This window comes from Promicromonospora sp. NPDC052451, assembly GCF_044547525.1.
In the GTDB taxonomy this organism is placed as follows: Bacteria; Actinomycetota; Actinomycetes; order Actinomycetales; family Cellulomonadaceae; genus Promicromonospora.
Genome location: NZ_JBIUAP010000006.1, coordinates 346,328 through 366,052 on the forward strand (window position 1 = coordinate 346,328; position 19,725 = coordinate 366,052).

9 protein-coding genes are annotated in these 19,725 nt (G+C 68.0%); 4 read left to right on the top strand and 5 right to left on the bottom strand.

Features of this window, described 5'->3' with window-relative positions:
- Positions 1 to 207: 207 nt before the first annotated feature.
- Positions 208 to 1,518, top strand: coding sequence for an RES domain-containing protein (locus ACIG47_RS13345; protein ID WP_397431307.1), 1,311 nt, complete (start codon positions 208 to 210; stop codon positions 1,516 to 1,518).
- On the opposite strand, the gene ACIG47_RS13350 is transcribed toward ACIG47_RS13345, so the two are convergent.
- From ACIG47_RS13350 to ACIG47_RS13360, 3 genes are all read right to left on the bottom strand, one after another.
- Positions 1,421 to 1,744: a DUF2188 domain-containing protein gene (locus ACIG47_RS13350; RefSeq protein WP_397431309.1), complete on the bottom strand. Its 324-nt coding sequence runs from the start codon at positions 1,742 to 1,744 to the stop codon at positions 1,421 to 1,423. The two genes, ACIG47_RS13345 and ACIG47_RS13350, sit on opposite strands and share 98 nt — an antisense overlap.
- A 118-nt stretch (positions 1,745 to 1,862) precedes the next feature.
- A complete protein-coding gene (locus ACIG47_RS13355) occupies positions 1,863 to 2,243 on the bottom strand; it encodes a hypothetical protein (RefSeq protein ID WP_397431311.1) in 381 nt (126 codons plus the stop codon).
- A gap of 443 nt (positions 2,244 to 2,686) precedes the next feature.
- Positions 2,687 to 5,845, bottom strand: a complete 3,159-nt coding sequence (locus ACIG47_RS13360) for a hypothetical protein (RefSeq protein ID WP_397431313.1) — start codon at positions 5,843 to 5,845, stop codon at positions 2,687 to 2,689.
- Between the two features lie 1,257 nt (positions 5,846 to 7,102).
- Between ACIG47_RS13360 and ACIG47_RS13365 the strand changes: the two genes are divergently transcribed.
- Complete coding sequence (locus ACIG47_RS13365; protein WP_397431314.1) at positions 7,103 to 7,720, top strand: hypothetical protein; 618 nt, start codon at positions 7,103 to 7,105, stop codon at positions 7,718 to 7,720.
- Positions 7,721 to 7,779: 59 nt separating this feature from the next.
- On the opposite strand, the gene mobF is transcribed toward ACIG47_RS13365, so the two are convergent.
- Together mobF and ACIG47_RS13375 are read right to left on the bottom strand one after the other, a co-directional pair.
- Positions 7,780 to 13,071 carry a MobF family relaxase gene (gene mobF, locus ACIG47_RS13370; RefSeq protein ID WP_397431316.1) on the bottom strand — a complete coding sequence of 1,764 codons (5,292 nt, stop codon included), beginning with the start codon at positions 13,069 to 13,071 and terminating at the stop codon, positions 7,780 to 7,782.
- Positions 13,072 to 13,546: 475 nt separating this feature from the next.
- Positions 13,547 to 14,440 (bottom strand): phosphotransferase enzyme family protein, encoded by an 894-nt coding sequence (locus ACIG47_RS13375; protein WP_397431317.1) that lies wholly within the window; start codon positions 14,438 to 14,440, stop codon positions 13,547 to 13,549.
- Between the two features lie 449 nt (positions 14,441 to 14,889).
- On the opposite strand from ACIG47_RS13375, the gene ACIG47_RS13380 reads away from it, so the two are divergent.
- Both ACIG47_RS13380 and ACIG47_RS13385 read left to right on the top strand, forming a co-directional pair.
- Entirely contained in the window at positions 14,890 to 18,402 is a 3,513-nt protein-coding gene (locus ACIG47_RS13380) for an NB-ARC domain-containing protein (RefSeq protein WP_397431319.1), read from the top strand.
- Entirely contained in the window at positions 18,399 to 19,586 is a 1,188-nt protein-coding gene (locus ACIG47_RS13385; RefSeq protein ID WP_397431320.1) for a damage-control phosphatase ARMT1 family protein, read from the top strand. The genes ACIG47_RS13380 and ACIG47_RS13385 overlap by 4 nt, the downstream gene beginning before the upstream one ends.
- Positions 19,587 to 19,725: the final 139 nt, after the last annotated feature.

Genomic DNA, 19,725 nt, shown 5'->3' on the forward strand with positions numbered 1-19,725 from the left:
GAACCGCGGACGACTGTCTTGCGGGTGAAGTGCCGCGATCTCCCCCACCTTGCTGCCTTTTGGACCCGCATCACCGCACTTCGTCGCGTCGACGCCATGGGTGCCAGGCACCGAGTCCAAGATCGCGGTTACGGGGTAGGTCTACGACGGGTTCCAGGTCGACGGGATGTACCTGCGCTCGGGAGCTCGAGGTGGTTTGATCCTCGGATGGGCTTCGCGAAGAACCGAGCGCTTGAGTTCGAGGACCGGCGGTTCGGAGATGTCGAAGGTAGTATCTGCTTCAAGCACGTCACCGACACCTCGCTTGCCCGCCGTCTTGAAGAATTCGCAACGGAGCACACGTGTGTAGTCTGCGGTCGGGTCGGCGATCCCGAGACTGAACCACCGTTCGCGGTCCCGCTCGAGGAATTGATGTACGTGGTAATGGAGACGCTGCATCATTTTTATTCCGATGCGGACGCTGTCCTGCCATGGGACTCCGAAGACCACGTGCTCGTCGGAACACAGCTCGAAACGTGGGAGGTCGTTGATGACGTTGTCGGCGGCGCCTTCGACGAAGGCTACAACGACCAGATCAACGACCTGGTCACGGAGGCCATCGGATACCAGGTCACATGGACCCCGTGGCTCACAGACGCCGCGACGGACGGCCTCGAATACGCCTGGGAAGAGTTCGCCGAGGTCGCAAAGTTCCAGTCTCGGATGGTCGTCGGTCTGGGTGAGCCAACTGACCCGCCCGCCAGGCTCGCCAACTTCCTCGATCGCGTGCTCATGTATGCGAGCGCCGAGCTTGGTCTCGTCATGCCGCTGGCCGCCGGGACGCCTCTCTATCGGGGCCGATTGTGCGAGAACCCTCGCTCGCTCATGCGGCACAGCGACGACCTGGGGCCTGCTCCATCGGGGAAAGCGGCTGCGAACCGAATGTCGCCAGCAGGTGTTGCGCTCTTCTATGCATCGGCCGACCCGCAGACAGCCCTTGCCGAGATCGCCGGGCACGGGGTCGAACCGATGGCTGTGATCGGCCGGTTCACAAACACGCGCGAGCTCCGGATACTCGACCTGACGGCCAAGCCCCCGCAGATCTCCCCGTTCAACCTCGAGCATCGTGAGCACGCCAGGATGGGGCGATTTCTCTCCACCTTCGTCGCCAACATCACCACGCCTGTGATTCCCGATGGCCGCCAGCATGTGGAGTACGCACCGACTCAGTTGCTGACCGAGTACCTGAGGTGGGTGCCGAAGCCGCGGCTCGACGGGATCGCACTGCCAAGTGCGCAAACCACGGAACGAACCTACGTTCTGTTCTTCGGCCGGGCCGACTGCAGCACACTCGACGGCCCAGCCGTAGCGGAACATCCGGCCTCCTTCGCTGCTGACGATGCGGAAGGACCAACGCTCGTTCTCGACCCCGAGGCGGTCGTCACATACCGCATTGAACGCCGCTACGCGGGTTTCGATGCTGGACCGTCGTACCGGGCAGCACCACCTTCGAGCATGGCCACTGAGCACGGACTCTAGCGACGCGGCAGGTCCGGTCCCTGCCGTTGCCGTGGCTGTCCTTGCCCGCAATAGTCCCGTCCAGGTTCAGGATGAAGAACTCGACGCCCTCGGCAGTGGCCCGTCGCCGCCCCTCCTGCTCCGCGCCCTGCTTGGTGCTGTGGTCCGAGAGCGAAGCGGTGGCGCCCTGCCTGCGCACGTGCCACCGCTCGCCCTGGTGGCAGATCTCGATATCGCCGTCAGCCATGCTCGACCTCCTTCGATCCCTTCCACCGTCGCTCAGCCCTGGTGAGCACGCATCACGAACACGAGGAGCATCAGCCCTCTCCCTTCACCCGCCCGCAACGGCAGGGATCCTCGGCGCATCATCGGGCGTGCAGGGACGGGATCCCGTGGGGGTAACGCTGGTGCGACTCGCGCTGGTCGCGCAGGCTGCGGGAGTCCGGCGGACGCGGGGCCGTCGAGGGCTCGGCCGGCAGCGCTCGCACCACGTCGGTCCGGTGCAGCCACAGCAGGGTCTCGGTACGGCGGTCGCCCTCGACGGGCGTCACAGTCACCAGAACAAACGAGCGGTTCCAGCGCGAGGCGTGACCCGGCACCCACAGCGCCCGACCTTCCGCCCACTGCAGCCGCACGAGCACCCCGAGCGAATCGCGCGAGTAGCTCGGGCCGACCGGCACACCGCCGGACTCGCGTGGCCAGGAGCCGGCCGGCCACTCGTTCACCAACCCGGCGAGTTCGTACATGCGTTCGATCCTACTCGCGGGCTGTGGCGAGCCTGCCCGTCGCCTCGCTTGCTGACATCATCGGCATCATCGGCATCAGCTTGCCCTGGTCGCCCCTTCCAAGGGCCGGAACACGCGGCCTGGACACGGAGGCGATAGCGGGGCCGGTTATATCACCCAGCTCAGACCGAATTCCGTGCTCACGACCCGCGTAGGCTCCCCACAGGGCAGAGGCCCGGGAGATGTTCCGGGTCGGGACCCGAGCGAGGTGGTCTGGGCCCACGCTCGGGCAGGAGCTGGGACCCAGGTCTGGCGGTCTGGGGATCCCAGCTCCTTGGGCTCATCAAGCGGCCGAGAGACAAGCACGCCTGCGCCACCTCGGCGCGTCCGCCATGCCACCGAGCATTCCCTTTGCAGGGTCTGGCTGGCGCAGATCGGTCATTGTGGAGACCCGCATGCCGAAATCAGGCGACGCCATTCTTCGCGAGAACCCCCTTGACCCATGGCTCGAACGATATGCGGACCGGCCCGACATCAATTACGTTGTTGAGAACGAGAGCCGTAGGTTCATCGATTTTCGGCATTGAATCACCGACCACGACAAGCGCGACTTCTTCGTGAACCCTCGCGAACGGGTTCGCCGGCAGGCGCAGTATGTCGGCCCACACGGAAATCTGGCCGGCCTCACCGTGGACCGTCAGCACAACATGCCATGAGATCGTCGCGACCTCTACGTCCCGGATAACGCCGACCGCCCGGACCAGAGCGAAGTCGTGCGGGTCGATCGCCAGCAAGATGGTGTTGCCCGAACGGCCCACGAAGTCTGCGTCAACGACACGAGGGAGGTTGCTTCGAAACTCTGCCGCACTTGCCTGGAATGCAGTCGCCTTCAGAGACTCTACCTCCGACGTCGCCACGTAGATCTCATCGGTGTCGAACCTGGCCAACAACCGATCAATCTCACTTCGGCTCGCCGAGCTCTCAGTCACCACTGCGTGCCACGCGCGAATCAGCTGCGCACGGGTGCCAGCACCCCACGGTGTCTCATCAGGATCAGCCACCGGGAGATACGGAAGGAGGTCGATGAAAGACTCCTGGAACTTTCGGCGATCTCCTGTCACCCACTCGGTTCCCTCGCGCAGAATCTCAGCCCAGCGCGTTGTAGCTATTCTGAGAACGGCTTCGGTGATTACTTCATGTCCCGAGCCGATGCGATCGGCTTCTTTCGTCGCGAGTGCGAGCGACGCTTGTGCCCGCGCGGGGTCCGCGGCGTCAGCTTCGGCGATCGCCGAATAGAGCTGGACCCGCTGAAGCGGGTCTGACTCGGATTCCAGTGCTTCAAGGGCCACACGGCGCGCAGAGGCGTTGTCGCCCTCCCGAAGTGCCAACTCGGCGAGCTGAGCGGCTCCGGGAACTATCTCGACACCGGTGCTCAAGATCTCTTCCAGCAACCCGTCTCGATGTTCTGTGAGATTGTCGTTCTGGATGCCACGCAGAGCTTCCACGATCGAATCGACGGACTGACGCCATAACTCCTCTGGCAGATGAGAGACGAATGCTTTCACGAATGGAACGGCCATGGCCGCCGCCACGATCGTGCGATCGGGCCTGTCGTTGTGGAGACTGAGATTTGCCAGTTGCACCCACGTCTTGAACATGAGTATCGCAACCTGCGCGTCAACCTCTTCGGGTATTTCTGGCGATAACGCGACAGCTTCTGCCAGGCGCGCCTCACGAAGAAGCAGACTCTCCGCCTGAACATAGTCTCCACGATGCTGGAAGACTGTCGCCATGTTCCCATACACGGTCAGCAACGGGAGGGATGGCAATCGCCATCCGAATCGCTCTTGGCGTTCCAGGCTTGCCACCATGGCACTGAATGACGAGGCCAGGCGGAAATCACGTGTCTCGAGGGCCTCTCGAAGAACGAGCGCCAACGATTCGACCGTGTCGTAGTCCTCGCTGAGGTCTTCATCGGCGACGCGGAGCGCGATGTCGCCGATGAGATCGTTGATCGAGACCTGGTCGGACCACTCGTTCAACTCATTGATGCCGAGGTCTTCGCGTCGGATGAGAGAATGTGATCGCAGGTCGGAGATCGCATCATCGATCTGATCTGCGGCATCGCTGGTCTGATTCTGAGCGAGTTGACGGAGAAGCGGTACGGGTACAGATTTCGAACCAAGTCGACCCACGGTGAGCAGGATGTGCCAGGCAACATTGCTGTCCGCAGCCTGGATGTCGGCTAGTGCGTTGACGACTGCGCTCACCACTGTCTGTGGGTATCCCTCGGGCACAAGGACCTTGCGGTCTAGCAGGTCAGTTCTCTGTCGCGCGTACTCACTGACACCGCTCAACTGCCGCCCGGATCGCACCAACCACCCAGTCACCATTTCGACAGCGAGAGGCCAGCCATCTGTCAGGCGGATGAGGGCGTCGAATGCCTGCAGATCCTCGACCTCGCGACCGAGTCGACGCTCGACCAGGGTCCGGGCGGTGGTCCTGTCCATGGCCGCCACTTCGAGCGACGGGGCAGCACTGGGGGACCAGGTCGAGTCGCGTGTCGTGATCAGCACATGCCCAAATCCGCGAGCAGGAATCCACTCTCGGACGACCTCTGGGCTCGATGCATTGTCGAACACGAGCAGCCACGCCAGAGGGGTTCGGACCAGCAGGTCGGTAAATTTCTCGCGGACGGTGGAGATTCCCCAGTCCTGCACGGTGTCACCGTGTTCGGCCTCAAGGAGGGAACGCACTGCGTCAGCCAGTTCTTCTTCGGTGCGCGCCGGGACCCAGAACACGAGAGCGTATCTCTCCAGGTTCTCTTCCGCCCAGACTGCTGCCGCCGAGGTCTTCCCCGCGCCGGAGAATCCCGCAAGGGCGGCTCGTGCCGGCGCCCCCACGGTGTACAGGGCTGATGCTGGCAGCTGCAGGTGAAGCCAGGCGAAGATCTCGGGCCGCGGTACCCGGCTGCCGCCAGGCACGCGCCAGGATCTTCCCCACGGGACTTCTCCCAGGAGCGCTGCCACGTCTTGTCCCGCGATGGCGAGCAGGTCCGACACGTCGGCACCCCGCAGGAACTTGCTGTCGCCGGCCCTCGCGCTGGGCCCTGCTCCCCGCTTCCAGACCATTGATTCCAGGATGAAGGCCAGGTATCGGTTTGTCAGCGGATCCCCGGATCGAGAGATCGCCAGTCGCAGCTCGCGTATCCGGTCCGTGACCGCTTGCTCGAGTTGCCCCAGGGTGCGGGAATCACGCCAGGCAGTTCGCCGCGGACCCGAAGTCGATCCTTCTACGCTCTGGATTGCCTCCCAGTCGCCATTGCGATTGCTCTCCAGGACCACCTCGCGAGCTGCAGGGAACCTCGTGGCGAGGTGCGCGAGTATCTCGTCAACTTGACGGGCTCGGATCCGCGTTGACGCATCGGGCATCGATGCTTTCACCTGGACTACGCGAGTGACCTCGCCTTCATGCCATTCGGCGTAGTCGACTTTTTCGTCAGTTGTCGACTCCACCTCCACAGCCCAGTTTCCATCTGGGCTGCTCTCGTAGATTTCTAGCACTCGTTCGACCGTCCTGAGCACCTGGTAGCGAAATCCATGAAGGGCGTCTTCACCGCTCATCGCGTTCCTTGTCCTAGGTCGTATGAATTGGGATGCTTACAGATCGTGCGTGACTTGAATATCGGCATGAGAGCCGATCGGCGTGCACTTCGCCTGCTGCTCTCTTTCGATGACGACGAGCAGTCATGACCGGTCCGCGCTGCCTCCGCCGGATTCGCTGCCCCGGTCGCTTGGTTCGCGGACCAGTCACGCGAGCGGTGGGCGATGACCCTTCGAGACTTGGCAGGGAGCGTATCGGGGCTGTCTGACACTGCCGCGCGCCTGCGATCGGGGCATCGCCGGTCTGGTTCTGCGGTCACCCCGGCGACCTGGGCGTCAGGGCGTGGTGCCGTATGAGTGTCGGTGGGTGACATCGTCCCCCTCGGCACCGGCGCTGACCTCGATGACGAACCGTTCGAAGGTCGGGTCCGCGGTACCGCACGCGGAGCTGAACCGCCTGAGTACTGACTCGGTCAGCGAGGTCGGCCAATGGTGCTCCCCCGCCGCTGGCGGAGACCAGGCTGGACGTTGCCAGGCGTGGAGAAGCAGGCAGTGCTGGCGTATCTTGTGACGGTCGCGCAGGCCGCGGGCGTGAGGGCGGCCTCGGCGCCGCTACAGGCCGAGCACTATCACGACGGCGTCGTGGTCGCTGTGCGGCGTGGTCGTCACCTGCCGGGCGTCGACCACTACGTTGGTGAGTGGTCCGCTGACCAGGATCCGGTCGGTGCGCACGCCACCAGGCCGGCCGGTCGGCGCGAGCAGGAACCGGTCACCGCGCCGGGCCGCCAGGTGAACAACGGTGCCGACCGGTCCGGCAGCCCCGGTAACGTCGTCCTCGGCCAGATTCGCGCTCCTGAGCCCAGATCGACACGCGACACCCGAGGGCGCTGTGGACGACACACCGATGCGACACGCGGTGAGTTGAACTTTCTTCGTACCCGATTTTCTGGGCGATCTGGCCTCTTTTCAGTACATCCTGATCGGTTTCAGGATGTTTCAGCCCTCAGATCGAGCATCCGCCGCACTGGCCGCACGAGGTGGCTGACCCCGGTGGACAGCCATGTCGCCTACGATTTCAGAGAGCGCCAACCCGGCGCTCCCGGGGAAGCACAAAGGCCGAGCGTTGCACCGCTCGGCCTCGTGCGACGCCGGACCGACGACCGTGCCATCGGGACGTCAGAGGTTCTGTCGAACTCTGCCAGTCTTGCATGTTCTATGCGCTGCCGATACCGGCAGCGCCATAGAGTGGCGCGGTCATGTGCCACAAGGAAGCAGGACATGACAGCCATCTACGCATCACAGTTCAGCAACTACCTCGCCGCGGCGGCGGACGGCGGCGAGTCCGTCGCTCACAAGATCCGCAGCCAGCTCGCCACACCGTACCAGCCAGGGTGCGACCACTGGCGCCCGGTCAAGCTAGCGCTGTTCCGGGACCGGCGGGGCAGCCGTGACGGGCAGGAGCTGGCGGACATCGCCGCCGGGGCCGCACCCAGGCGGCAGCCCTCGTACACCCAGACAGCAGGGAGCTGGGCTCGGCTCGCACCGCTCTGGGACGGGCTGGTGCACGAGCCGCTGGGCACGAAGGCCGTCCAGGTCGGTGACCTCACCGTCAAGGTCCCGCGCCTTCCCGCCGAGCGGCACCCCGGCGGGAAGCTCGAAGCGCTCTACGTCCGTTTCAACCAGATCGGCCTGGCGCCGAACGTCGTGTACGGCGTGCTGCGGATCGTCCAGCGCGCTCACCCGGGCACCGAGGTCACGTTCGTCGACGTGCCCCGGCTCACGACCTACAGCTCACACGACCGTGACCTGACCCTGTTCGACGAGTGGCTCACCGAGGCCGGCAACGACCTCGCGAACCTGCTCGACGAAGACCAGGACCAGGCGCACGCCGCGTAGCAACCCCCGGGAGTGGTGATCCCCGCCGCGAGCTGACCACGCGAAGGGGATCACCACTCCTACCCGACCACCGACCGCCCCGACTCTCGCTCGGCGCGGTCGCGACGAGCACGTTCGTCGGCCTCGCGGCGCATCCGCTCGGCGGCGGCGCGTGCGTCGGCGAGCACGACCGGGACGCGTTCCATCGGCCGCGGGCGGGGCCGGGCAACACGCCGGGCCATGGGCCGGTCTCGTGTGCCGCGGGTGATGGTGTCCAGGGCCTGGTCGGCGATGGTGTGTGCGTCGCCGCGCTCCCCCTGCCCGACGTTCGGCCCGAGCGGGTGGACGGGGTCGGTGACCTGGTACCGGTCGCGGTAGGCCAGCACCTGCCGCATCGCCACCATCCAGGCCTCACGTGCGGGACCGGACGGGGGTGGCGGCGTGATGGTCTCCACCCACAGCTGCGGGTCGGACAGGGCGTCCCGGAGCAGGGCATCCAGGCGGGCCGCCACCAGGTTGGCATGGCGGGTCAGCCACGCGGCCACGAGCGGGTCCGTCTCCGGCGTGCGTGCGGCGTCAGTCTCGCGATTTGCCGGGCTAGCGGGGTCGGTGTGGAGGACGTCGTGGTCCGGGCCGGCCTGCGTGTCAGGCAGAATCCGGTCCAGGAGGTGATCGGTCACGACCTCCCGTACGGAGGAGACGTCGAGCTGGGCATGCGTCGCCGCACCCGGGGTGTCACCGACGACGACGGCGATGTAGTCGACCAGCCCAGGCCACTGCACTGTTTCGACACGGTCGTAGAGCTGGTCGACCAGGGCCCGCAGAAGAGGAATCTGCTGGTCGAAGTGGTCGAAAGAGCGGATGTGGGCGAGGTTGGGTTCCATCGCGAACCACGCCAAGGGCACCGGCCCTGCCAGCGCGGCGGTGAGGGCGTCGGGGTCCTCGTGGGCGACCTGGGCGGGGTCGGCCGGCAGCTCCAGGGCTTGGGCGTGGGCGGCTTCCTTCGGGGTGAAGGCTTCCCAGACGCGGGCGGCGGCAGTGCGCCCCGCGGTGTCGGGGTCCAGGGCCACGATCAGGTCGGTCAGGTCCCGCCCGGACGCGTCCCGCAGGGCATGCAGGTGCTGCGAGGTGACCCCGGTCCCACCGGCCGCGACCGGCACGATCTGCACTCCGGTCTGCTCCGCGAGCCGGTCCGCGGCCAGGCGCAGCGCGGCGTGGTCGGTCGGTCCCTCCACCAGGACAGGTCTGGCGCCGGCTGCCAGGCGGGCGACGGCGTCGGGGTCCAGCCCGTACAGGAGCTCGCCCTTGCGGTACGCGGGGGTCTCGGGGGTGTTGAGGTACTTCGGTGCCCGCCCCTCCCCCGTACTGGTCTCGGCGGGGTTGATGCGGGCGGTGACGCCGACGACGGCCCCGGTCTGGTCGCGGTAGGGGAACACGATCCGGTCACGGAACCTGTCGATCAGCCGGCCGCCCCGGGTGCGGGTGGCGACCCCAGCCGTGACGAGTTGGCCGGGGGTGTAGCCGAGGGTCTGCAGGTGGTCGGTCAGCCCGGTCCACGCCGCCGGTGCGACACCCCACTCCGCGCCCGCCAGGCCGCGGCTGGTCATGTACCGGGTGGCCCACTGCTGGGTGGTGGTCTGGTTCGTCCACCAGGCCCAGGCCTGCGCGGTGATCTCTACCACCAGCGCCCGCTCCCGCGCATCCACGGGCACCGGCTGCTCGGCACGCGCGGAACTGACGGTGCGCACGGCGTCGCCTCCGGGCGGCGACGTCGGCGCTTGGTCGCGCATCCCCGCCTGGTCGGTTGGTGCGGGGTCGGTGGTCTGGTCCCAGAGGAGGTTCTGGGTGGTGTCGGGAGCGGTGGTCATCCAGACCGGCAGGCCCCGCCCGTCCCTGTCCGTGTTGCGGGGTCGAGGCAGGTCGATGCGGTGGTGCAGGACCTTCGCGATCGACCTCGCCCCCGCGAAGCCCTCCCCCGATGCGCGGCGTAGGACGGTCTGGGGGTCGGTGCCGGCGGCGTCGTGCATGGACAGCCGCTTGGCCAGCGCGGGCCAGGCCTCGTCCGCCAGCACCAGGCTCGCCATCCGTCCCGGGAGCACGGCACGGACGGCCTGGGCGAGGCGTGCGACACGGTCGGGTTCGAGGAAGGCGAGGTAGGCGTCTTCGTACTCGGGGACCAGGCGGGCCAGGGAGTGGACATAGTCCCAGTCGTCCTCGATGACCCGGTGGGCGGACTTCTCCTCGCCGTCGCGGTCCAGGACGCCCTTGAGCGCGTTCAAGACCGCCCGCTCGGTAGCGGGCTGCCGGTGCGGGTCCAGATCCAGGACGTCCTCGACCTCGACGTACACCCGGTTCGAGTCCGCGCCCCGGGTGATGGCGGTGTACAGCTCGTTGCGGGTCATCCCCACGCCGACCATGGCGTGGGAGGTGTCCACGGTCATGCCCTGCACCCGGTGGATCGTGGCCGCATACCCCAGCTCCACGTGCGCGGCGACGTAGTCGGCCGGCAGGACGACCCTGGCGCCGGTGTCCAGGTGCCGAGCCTGCAGAGCACCATCCGAGCCCCGAGCTTCGACGCGCCACAGGTCACCGTTGCGCACCCAGCCCCGCCCCCAGTCGATGTGCCCGTCCTCGTCCTGCGCGTGCAGGTGGCGGTTATTCAGCCGGGTCACGATCACGTCCCCGACCCCCGCCCGAGTCTCGTCGTGCAGGGCCACGCCGTCGTCCTCGACCTCACCCCGAGCCACCCGGTGCAACCGGGCACGGGCGGACAGATTGGTGACCAGGTCGTTGGTCGCCGCGATCATGATCGTCCTGCGCCCGTGGTCGGAGTCGGTCTGCCAGCTGGCGAACATCTCCTCCGCCATCTGCGCTGCGGACCCGCCCTGGGTGCGGTGGGCGGTGATGTAGAAGTCCAGGCCCCGGTGGTCCCCGTCGCGGATCTGGAGGGATGCGTCGGCCTCACCGGGTGTCCGGAACCGGTGGATCTGGGTGAGTTCGACGGCACCGGCCTGTTCGGAGATCAGCCGCAGGGCGCCGCCGGCGGCGACGGCGCCGAGCTGGGCCGGGTCCCCCAGCAGGCGGACGCTCCCGCCAGCTTGCTGGGTGATGGCCTGGACCTGGGCGAGGGCGAGGGTGCCGGCCAGGCTGGCCTCGTCCACCAACACCACCGTCCCCAGCTCCACCCTGAGCCGTTCCCGCAGGCGTTCCCCACCCGCACCGCGGTCGGCCAGGAGGAACATGTCCAGGGTCTCCGCAGTGATCCCCTCGCCGAGGTCGGCGCCGAGGACTTCCGCGGCGGCGGCCGACGGCGCCAGCGCAACGAGCTTGCCGCCCGAGTCCTGGACCGCTGTGGCGAACGCGCGCATGGCGGTCGTCTTGCCGGTCCCGGCCGGGCCGATGCCCGCGGCCAGGCGGGTCGCTGTGGCGAAGTGGGTCACAAGATCCCGCTGCCCGGCGTTCAGGACCTGGCCCTTGTCGGTCCGGACCTGCTCGATCGCGCGTTCCACCGTGGCGGGGTCGATGATCAGCCCGCCGGGGATACGAGCGGCGGTCAGGAGCTGGTCCTCGGCCTCCAGGACCGCCAGCGACGTGTACCGGGTGGAGCCGTGCACGAAGTACACCGACTCGCCGTCCTTGCGGCGCATCACGTCCGGTGGCTCGTTCACCTCCGGCGCGCTCACCTGCAGGCTGCCCGCGACGGCGTGCCCGGTGATGGTCGCCGCCAACGCGAGCAAGTCTGTGCCGGCAGGGGCATGCTCCCGGGCCAGGCGCGTGGCTTCGGCCTGCAGGGTGTAGACCGTCCACGTGGAGTGCCGGTCGGCCACGTTCCGCAGGCACACCTCCACCAGGTCACCACCGGCCAGCACCCCACCCGCCAGGTCGGCGAGCAGCCGCTGGCGCGCGCCGGGTGCGCGGTGTCGCAACGGCCCGAATACCCGTGCGCGGGGCCACCGCACCACGAGCCGCTCGACCGCGGCCGTGACATCGCCGGCGGCCCACCGGGCCATCCCTCGCCCGGCAAGGTCCTGCGCGACCGCACGCCACAGGTCCTCCGGCCCGTCGACAACGACCCGGCCGCCCCCGGGGCGCGGGTGCAGCGCGGTGGTCAGCATCCGCGCGACCACGCCCGGACCGCCCAGGACACCGGCGGCGACCTGGGCCCATTGCGGGAGGCGGTCGCGCAAACCGACCGGGGTGCCCTTAGCCTGCCGGGTGTCCAGGTTGGCCTGCTGCGTCAGCCCGAACGCCGTCTTCGTCCCGGGCTCGTGCCCGTGCTTGGCCCGGTACTCGGCGCGGAGGGTCTCATACGACTCCTCAATCGCGGCCCGACGGCTGGAGAACGTGTCCCGCAGCAGCTTCGAGATGCCGGTGATCTCCCGCACGCCCTGCTTGCCCCGACCCCTCGTCTCGGTGTGGAACACGACACCGAGACGGTCGACCAAGAACTGCTCAATCCTCGTGTTGTACCGCTCGCTGGCCGCCACGGCCAGCTGGTGCAGCACCCGCCCGTCCAACGCCCGCCAGTCCCCATCCACGCCACGGACCTTGTTCGAGACCGCAACATGCGTATGCAGATTCGGGTCCCCCGCCCGAGAGTCCAAGTGGTCGAACGCGACCGCGGTGAGGCCGTGGGTGTCGATCTGCCGCACACCGCCCGCGCCCTCCCGGGTCAGCGCACCTTCGGCCTCGATCCATGCCAGGGTGTCGCGCCAGGCGTCGGTGTGCGCCTGCGTGATGGCCTCCCGCGTGGCCGGGTCCCCAAGGCCCCACAGGACGCTGATGCTCTTGGACGGTGTGAAGACCAGGTCATACCCCGCCACCGCCCGACGCGGCTGCTGCCCCCGCTTGGCCAACCACGTAGCGACCTCCGTATCCGTGACCAGGCCGCCGCCCTTGGCGTGCTTCTCCTGCTGCGCCAGGGAGTGGGCAACGTTCCAGCGGATCAGGTCCCGCTCCACCCCCGGCTCCGGCGGCCGGTCGTTCTCCCGCGCGAACCACTCGAACCCGGCCTCCAGCCCCGCACGGAACCCGTCATCCGGACGCGCGTCGAACCTCGGGAACGCCCGCCCGATCCACCCCGCCCGCACCGCCTCATGCCTCGACGCACCACGGGCCAGCGCCTCGACCTCCAGACGGCCGGCGTCCGGGTGACGGCCCACGCCGAACAGCGACTTCATCTGCTTCTCCAGCACCTGCCCCGAGACCCCGAGCTGCTCCAGGCCGGAGCCGACCCACTGGCCGGGCGGGTTGCCGTGCTGCATGTAGTAGTCCGTCAACGACACCCCACGACCCCGCGGAGAGTCGCCGGACGCGACCTGCTGGGTCAGGTACGTGTACCCGCTGCCGGCGCTCAGCACGTGGACCGTCATCACACGCTCCACCCCCTCCCAGGTCAGGGCCGGAGCGCGTCAACTTAAAGTTGACATTCGGACCCGCTCACGGCTTGTGCAAGAGGTGTGTGGCCCTCACCGGGGCGGTCCGCGGGACCCGCCGTCTGTCCGCTCGCCTGCCCTCGTCACGCAGCCGCGTCCGTCACGCAGCCACGTCCGTTGCGTCGCCGTGCTCGTCGCGCGCGCGTCGTCGTCGCGTACACGTCGGCTGTGTGCGCGTACTGCCAGGTGCCCGGGGGCGGGGGCGGGATCCCTCAGGGCCCCGGATGTGCCACGAGCCCGCCCATCCCCTCAAGGGATGCGGGCTCGTGGCATGGCTGCTAGGTGCTGCCTAGTCAGGCCGCCGGGACTCCGACGTTCGAGCCGGCGTCTTCGCGGGCTCGAAGCTCGTGGGCTCAGACCGTAGCGAACTCAGCACCACATAGCCCGAACTCCCCTGGTCACCAACCAACACTCATCGATAGCGGTGCCATCGCGCGGACGCGTCACCGCTCCGGAGCGAGTCAAACCGGTGGCGCCACTCGCCTTGCAGAGCCGGGTTCGTCGCCAGTACCGGCAGGACGCTGGTGACGAGCTGCAACTCACGTATGCGGCGAAACACGGAGAAGCCAGCCCAGTCGAGCACGTCCATGCCGTAGCTGGCGGCAAACCGGGGATAGGCGTCTGGTGGCGGAGTGAGGCGGAGGTGCCCTACGGCGATCGGGGTCAGGTCCCATTCACGCGGTCCGGCCGCCGCGGAGTCGAAGTCACACAGCACCGGCCCGTCCGGACCGGGGATGAGGTTGCCCGTGTGCGCGTCGCCGTGCAGCGGCCCAGGCGGCAACATCGGTTCGACGCCCTGGAGCTGCTCGGCGACCTCGTTGATCTGCTCGTCGAGGAAGGCGCGTTCGTCGTCGGCCAGGATGGTCGCAGCAGCAAGACGAGCGCGGACGGAAGCGACTTGGTCCCATTGCGGCAGACCAGGCGGCGCCTCCGTGATGGCGTGCAGCCGCCGTAAGAGCCGGCCGAGATCCTCAGGCGTTGGTGGCGCTCCCTCGTCAGGTACGAGATGCCAGGTCGTGACCGCGCGCTCGTCGATGTACAGCGGCTGCGGGACCTCCTCAACCAGCCGGACGGCGGGCACGTCGTGCTCGGCCAGCCACCTGGCCATGACCACACCGCGGGCGGCCTTGTCCGAGACGGGCTTGGATCCCGCGATGCGCAGTACGAGCCCGGGGCCGTCGAGCGCGAAGACGGCGCTGTTGGTGAACTTCAAGAGCCGGGCACGGTCAGCGTCGAGGCCGAGTTCGTCACAGACCCTGGCGAGCATGCGATGTGCCCAATCACCGGCAGGGTGATCGGCGCTCATGACTCGAAGAGCTGCCATGCCGCGTCGGGCTCATCGATCGTGGCGTAGCGGTGCTCCCACTGGTCACGGATGCGAGGGCTGGTCACGATGATGGCGAGCGAGGGGTACTGCATCGTCATGTCCTTGGTCGGCAGCAGATATCTGGATCAAGCGGCGCAGACCGTCGGCGCCGCCGCGGTTCAGGGTATTGACGTCGTCAACCATCCCGACCGAGCGGTCCGTTTGTCGCGGTGACCATCGAGCGACCGAAACTCGGGCCAGTTCAGCATTCGTTCGACATCGGGTGGTTCCGTTCGCCCGTTGTGTCCGGCGAGGATGGGAACGCCGTCGTTCATCCGGCGGTCGCGTTGACCTACAGCAAGAGACGTTCGGATGCCTCATGATGACTACGCACGACCCGTTCTACGCAGAACGCAGTGGGGACCGCCCGCGCGTTGCAGGGGGAGCCCATGTCGAGAACGATCCAGCGCTGGACCGGGCGCGAGTCACGCGCGCTGCGCCACGCACTGCGGTTGAGCGTGCGTACGTTTGCCCAGCATCTGGGTGTCAGCGACCGGGCAGTGTCCAAGTGGGAAGCCGATGACGGAGCCCGCGCGCCCGGTCCGGAGTCGCAGGCGATCCTCGACACCGCGTACGAGCGAGCCGACGACGGTGTCCGTGAGCGGTTCTGGGAGTCGCTCGGGGTACCGATCGGTGTCGTCTCCCCTGCGACGGCAGGCTTCGCGATGGTTCCGAACCTGGAGCCCGCATTGATCGCCCGCGCCGACGTCCTGGAGACGCTTGTCGCCATGATCAGCGAAGCCGCCAAGGCGCCCGGTTCGCAGGTCATTACCGTGGCCGGACCTGGCGGGTTCGGCAAGACGACCCTCGCGACACAGGCCGGTCACGCCTCAACAGTGCGGGACGCCTTCCCAGAGATCCTCTGGGTCGAGACGGGCGAGGACTGCACGCCAGCGCGAATCACCCACCTGATCTCCGATCTGTGCTTCCACCTCGACGGAACACGGCCCGAGCTCTCAGATCCGGAGCAGGCGGGGTTCCACCTCGCACGAGTCATCGGGGAACGCCACCTGCTGCTCGTGGTGGACAACGTCTGGTCCGGGGCGGACCTGGCGCCGTTCCTGATGGGGGCACCGAACTGCGTCCGGCTGATCACGACACGCAACGTGCGGGTCACGCCGAGCACTGCCCGAGTGCTGCGCTTGGGGCCGATGCGCGCCGACCAAGTCGCCGAGCTCCTGCAGCGCACCATCCCTTCTGCTTCCACGTCCGCGCTCCTCCCGCTGGCGGAGCTCTGCGGCGGCTGGCCGCTGCTCGCGAACCTGGTCGGCGCGAGCGTGAGCAGTGACGTGGTCGCCGGTTCCCCTACTGAGCATGCGGTCGGCGTCGCACGCGACGCGCTGCGAGCCCACGGGCCCCAGGCCTTCGACATCTGGGACACCGACCAGCGCAAGGTCGCGATCAGCCAGGTGATCTCCGCGACCCTGCGCGCTCTCGACGAGAACGTGCGCATTCCCGGCGCGAGCGACCTGAGCGAGCGGTACGTGTCGCTGGCCGTCTTCCCACCGGCGACGCCGATCCCGCTGGAAGTCCTGACGCGATGGTGGGGCCGCGCTCATGGATGGTCGTCGGTCGCGGTCCGTCAGTTCTGCAAGGTCCTTGCCGACCGGTCGCTGCTCAGCGCCTACCGCGCCGACCAGGACGTCGTTGTCCTGCACGACGTCTTCCGCGCGTATCTGCTCAGCCTGGTCGCTCAGTCGCTTCCGGGCCTGCACAGGTCGTTCCTTGAGGCGAGCAAACCGCCGTCCGGCTGGCTCGGAATGCCACCTGATCGGACGTATGAGTGGGCGAATCTTGCGTTCCATCTCTACGAGTCCGGCGACCATGAGGCACTGGCTGGACTGCTCGCCGATCCGCGATACGTGATCGGCAAAGCGAGCATCTGTGGCGCGCATGCCTTGCGCGCTGATCGTGACCTCGTCCTGGCCGCTGGGGACGGCACCGCGGGCGAAGTCGCCAACGAGGCGCTGAGGAAAGCAAGGTTCCTCACCTCGCAGGGATATCTCCTCTATGGCCAGCAAACCGAACAGGACATGGCAAGCACCCTTCTCGTCGCCCTGACCCGAACAGGGCAGGAAGCCGACCAGTCACTCCTCGGGATCGCCCGTGCCGCCGGCACCTCGCTTCCGTGGGCGTCCGGCGTCGAGGACCCGGATGTCCCCGGTCACGTGGGCACCGTGGTGTCTGTCGCTGCTCGCGAAGACCTTCTCGTCTCTGGCGGCGAGGACGGCGTCGTGAGGTTGTGGGACCTCACCTCGCGAACGTTGATCAGGTCGTTGCGCGGCCACACCGGATGGGTGCACGCGGTCGCGATCTCCCCGGACGGAAGTTTGATCGCCTCGGCCGGTGAGGACAACGCGATCCGGTTGTGGTCTGCGGTTGATGGGACGCAGGTCGGGATCCTGCCGGGTCACGACAAGCGGATCCGCACAATGACGTTCCTCCGGCGCAGCGGTGAGCTCGTGTCGGGTGCCGAGGACGGGCTGGTGCGGGTGTGGGACCTGGTCTCGCTGACCCTCGCGCGGCAGGCGACGACACGTGGCATCGGCATCTGGTCGCTGGCTGTGTCCGACGACGACGCGCTCGTGGCAGCCAGCGGCGAGGACGAGTATGTCCGCCTGCTGGATCTGCGCACAGGAGAGCTGCTCGACGAGAAGGCTCTGCACCGCAGCTGGGTCAGGTCAGTGATGTTCCTGCCGGGGCAGCCGGTGCTCGTCTCGGCGTCCGCCGACGGCACGGCCCGCACCTGGGGCGTCAGCGCCCGGGAACTGGAACCGCTCGAAGTTCTGGATGCCGTGGACGAGCGCCTGCGCGCCCTCGCCATCTGGGACGGTCACGTCGTGACCGCTGGCGAGGACGCCACCGTCACCGTTCACAGTGTTCCTCGGCAGCGGGTGCGAATGCCGGCCGGGGTGAACTGGGTCAGGACCGTCGCATCCACACCGCACGGCATCGTGACCGGTTGCGAGGACGGCGGACTTCGCATGTGGCGGCCCGAGGACGGCCTCGCCCTGGAAACCCTCGCTGAGGGGCGCAACACGGTGTGGTCGGCCGCGTTCACTGGGGGCGACGGCTCGGTGGCGCTTGGTCGCGCCGACGGCACAGTGCGCTTGCTCGATGCCGTCACGGGGCAGGAGACCTCACGTCTTGCGGCTGGTCATGGTCGTGTTTGGGCCCTCGCCTCGTCTGGTTCCTATCTCGCGGCGGCCTGCGGTGATGGGCTCCTGCGTGTCTGGGACGCCGGGCAGCAGATCCTTGAGCTGAACGACGACGTGGTTCTCACCTGGGCGGTTGCCATCACCGAGGACGGCTCGCTCTTGACGGCCAGCGATACGAACGGGCAGGTGCGTGTCTGGTCGTTGCCGGACGGGGAGTTGCGCTGGGATCACGATGCCAAGGCGGGTCGTGTCCGCTCACTCGCGGTGTCCGCCGAGGCGGACCTTGTCGCCGCGGCGGGTGGCGACGGTGTGGTCCGCACGTGGACGCTCAGCACGGGAGAAGAACGTGGTGATCTCCCGGTGCCAGGTTGGGCGCGGACCGTCGCGTTCGATCGGTCGGGGTCGCGGCTGGCTGTCGGTGCGGGCAACGGCGACGTCTACGTTCATCGGCTGGGGGTCGCCGAGCCCTCGGCTGTACTGCGTGGACATCGAGGCCGGGTGCTGATGCTCGGGTTCTCCGGGGACGGTTCGTGGCTCGCGTCGACGGCGGCTGACGGGACGGTGCGGCGTTGGGCGCTCGACGGCGACGACGCGCGACGAGGACACGACTCGGTACAGGTACGTGTGGACGCCAGTGGTCAGTGCGCCGCGTTCGATGCCCGCACCGCGAGTGTCGTCGTGGGCAGCGCTGGCGGCACTGCCCTGCTGAAGTTGAATGACGATGAGCGAGGAGTCAGCGAGTGACGATCGACCGCGACCAGCACCCTCTCCCGACCGCTGAGGCCATCGTGTCGAACGTGCCCGGCTCGTTTGCCTGGGGTGTGTTGACTCGGCGGCATCCGGATCTGATCGAGACGGTCCGCCGTCTGGTGCCGTACCCGCCGGCCGTCCAGGAATCTCTCGACCAGTTGCTGGTGACGATCGACGGCGCCATCCCGCCGCTTCCGTCGGACGCTCACGACCGTGCGGTGTGGCAGGAGTGGGCAGCCCCGCACCTCGGCCGCGGGTGGCTCGATACGCCGTTCCTGTGGGCCGAGTCCTACTTCTACCGCCTCTTGCTGGAAGCCACCGGCTACTTCAGACCGGGACCGTGGGCCGGGATTGACCCGTTCGCCCCACAGAAGAACGCCGAACTCGACACCCCCGACTTGGCCCGCGACCTGGGCGACCTCGACCGCCTCGTCGCCGCCCCCGACCAAGCTGGCCTGTCCGCGGCGCTGGCTGCCTCGCTGTGGGGCAACCGGGCAGACCTCGGCTTCCGAATGTCCGACCCAACCGCCCAGAACAAGGACCAGGTCGACGAACTCGTCGCCGACGACTCCGCGGACCTGTGGCGCCTCCTGGACGCGGGCACGCCGGGCCAGGTGCACCTCGTCGCGGACAACGCCGGCCGAGAGCTGGTCGCCGACCTCGTCCTGATCGACCGTCTCCTGGAGTCCGGGCGCGCCGCAACAGTCACGCTGCACCTCAAGCCCCACCCCTACTACGTCTCCGACGCCACCACCACAGACCTGCTCCAGGTGCTCCGCCGCCTGCACGCAGCAGGCGACACCGCCGCCAGCGTCGCCGCCCGACTCACCACAGCGATCAGCGACGGGCGGCTCCAGGTCCGCGCCCACGGGTTCTGGTGCAGCCCGCTGACCTTCCACGAGCTGCCGACCGACCTCGCCGCTGGGCTGGGCGAGGCGACCGTGGTGATCATCAAGGGCGACTTGAACTACCGCCGCCTCGTCCGCGACGCCCACTGGGACCCGACTACGTCGTTCCAGGACCTCACCGCCTACTTCCCCGCCCCGCTGGCCGCGCTCCGGACCCTCAAATCCGACGTCGCCGTCGGCGTCGACCCGGACCGCCTGGCACATCTGGAGTCCACTGCACCCGGATGGCGCACTGACGGCACACACGCCGTCATTCACGTGCGCCCCTGACCTCGCCGCTCCGAAGGCCCGTCCTCCCCCGTGGGAGGGCGGGCTTCGCCGTGTCGCGGGCCCTACCTGTTCGACGGTTCGCGGGTGTGTTCGACGTCCGTTCGACGGTGATGCACCGGCCGATCGTTTTTCGTCCGGG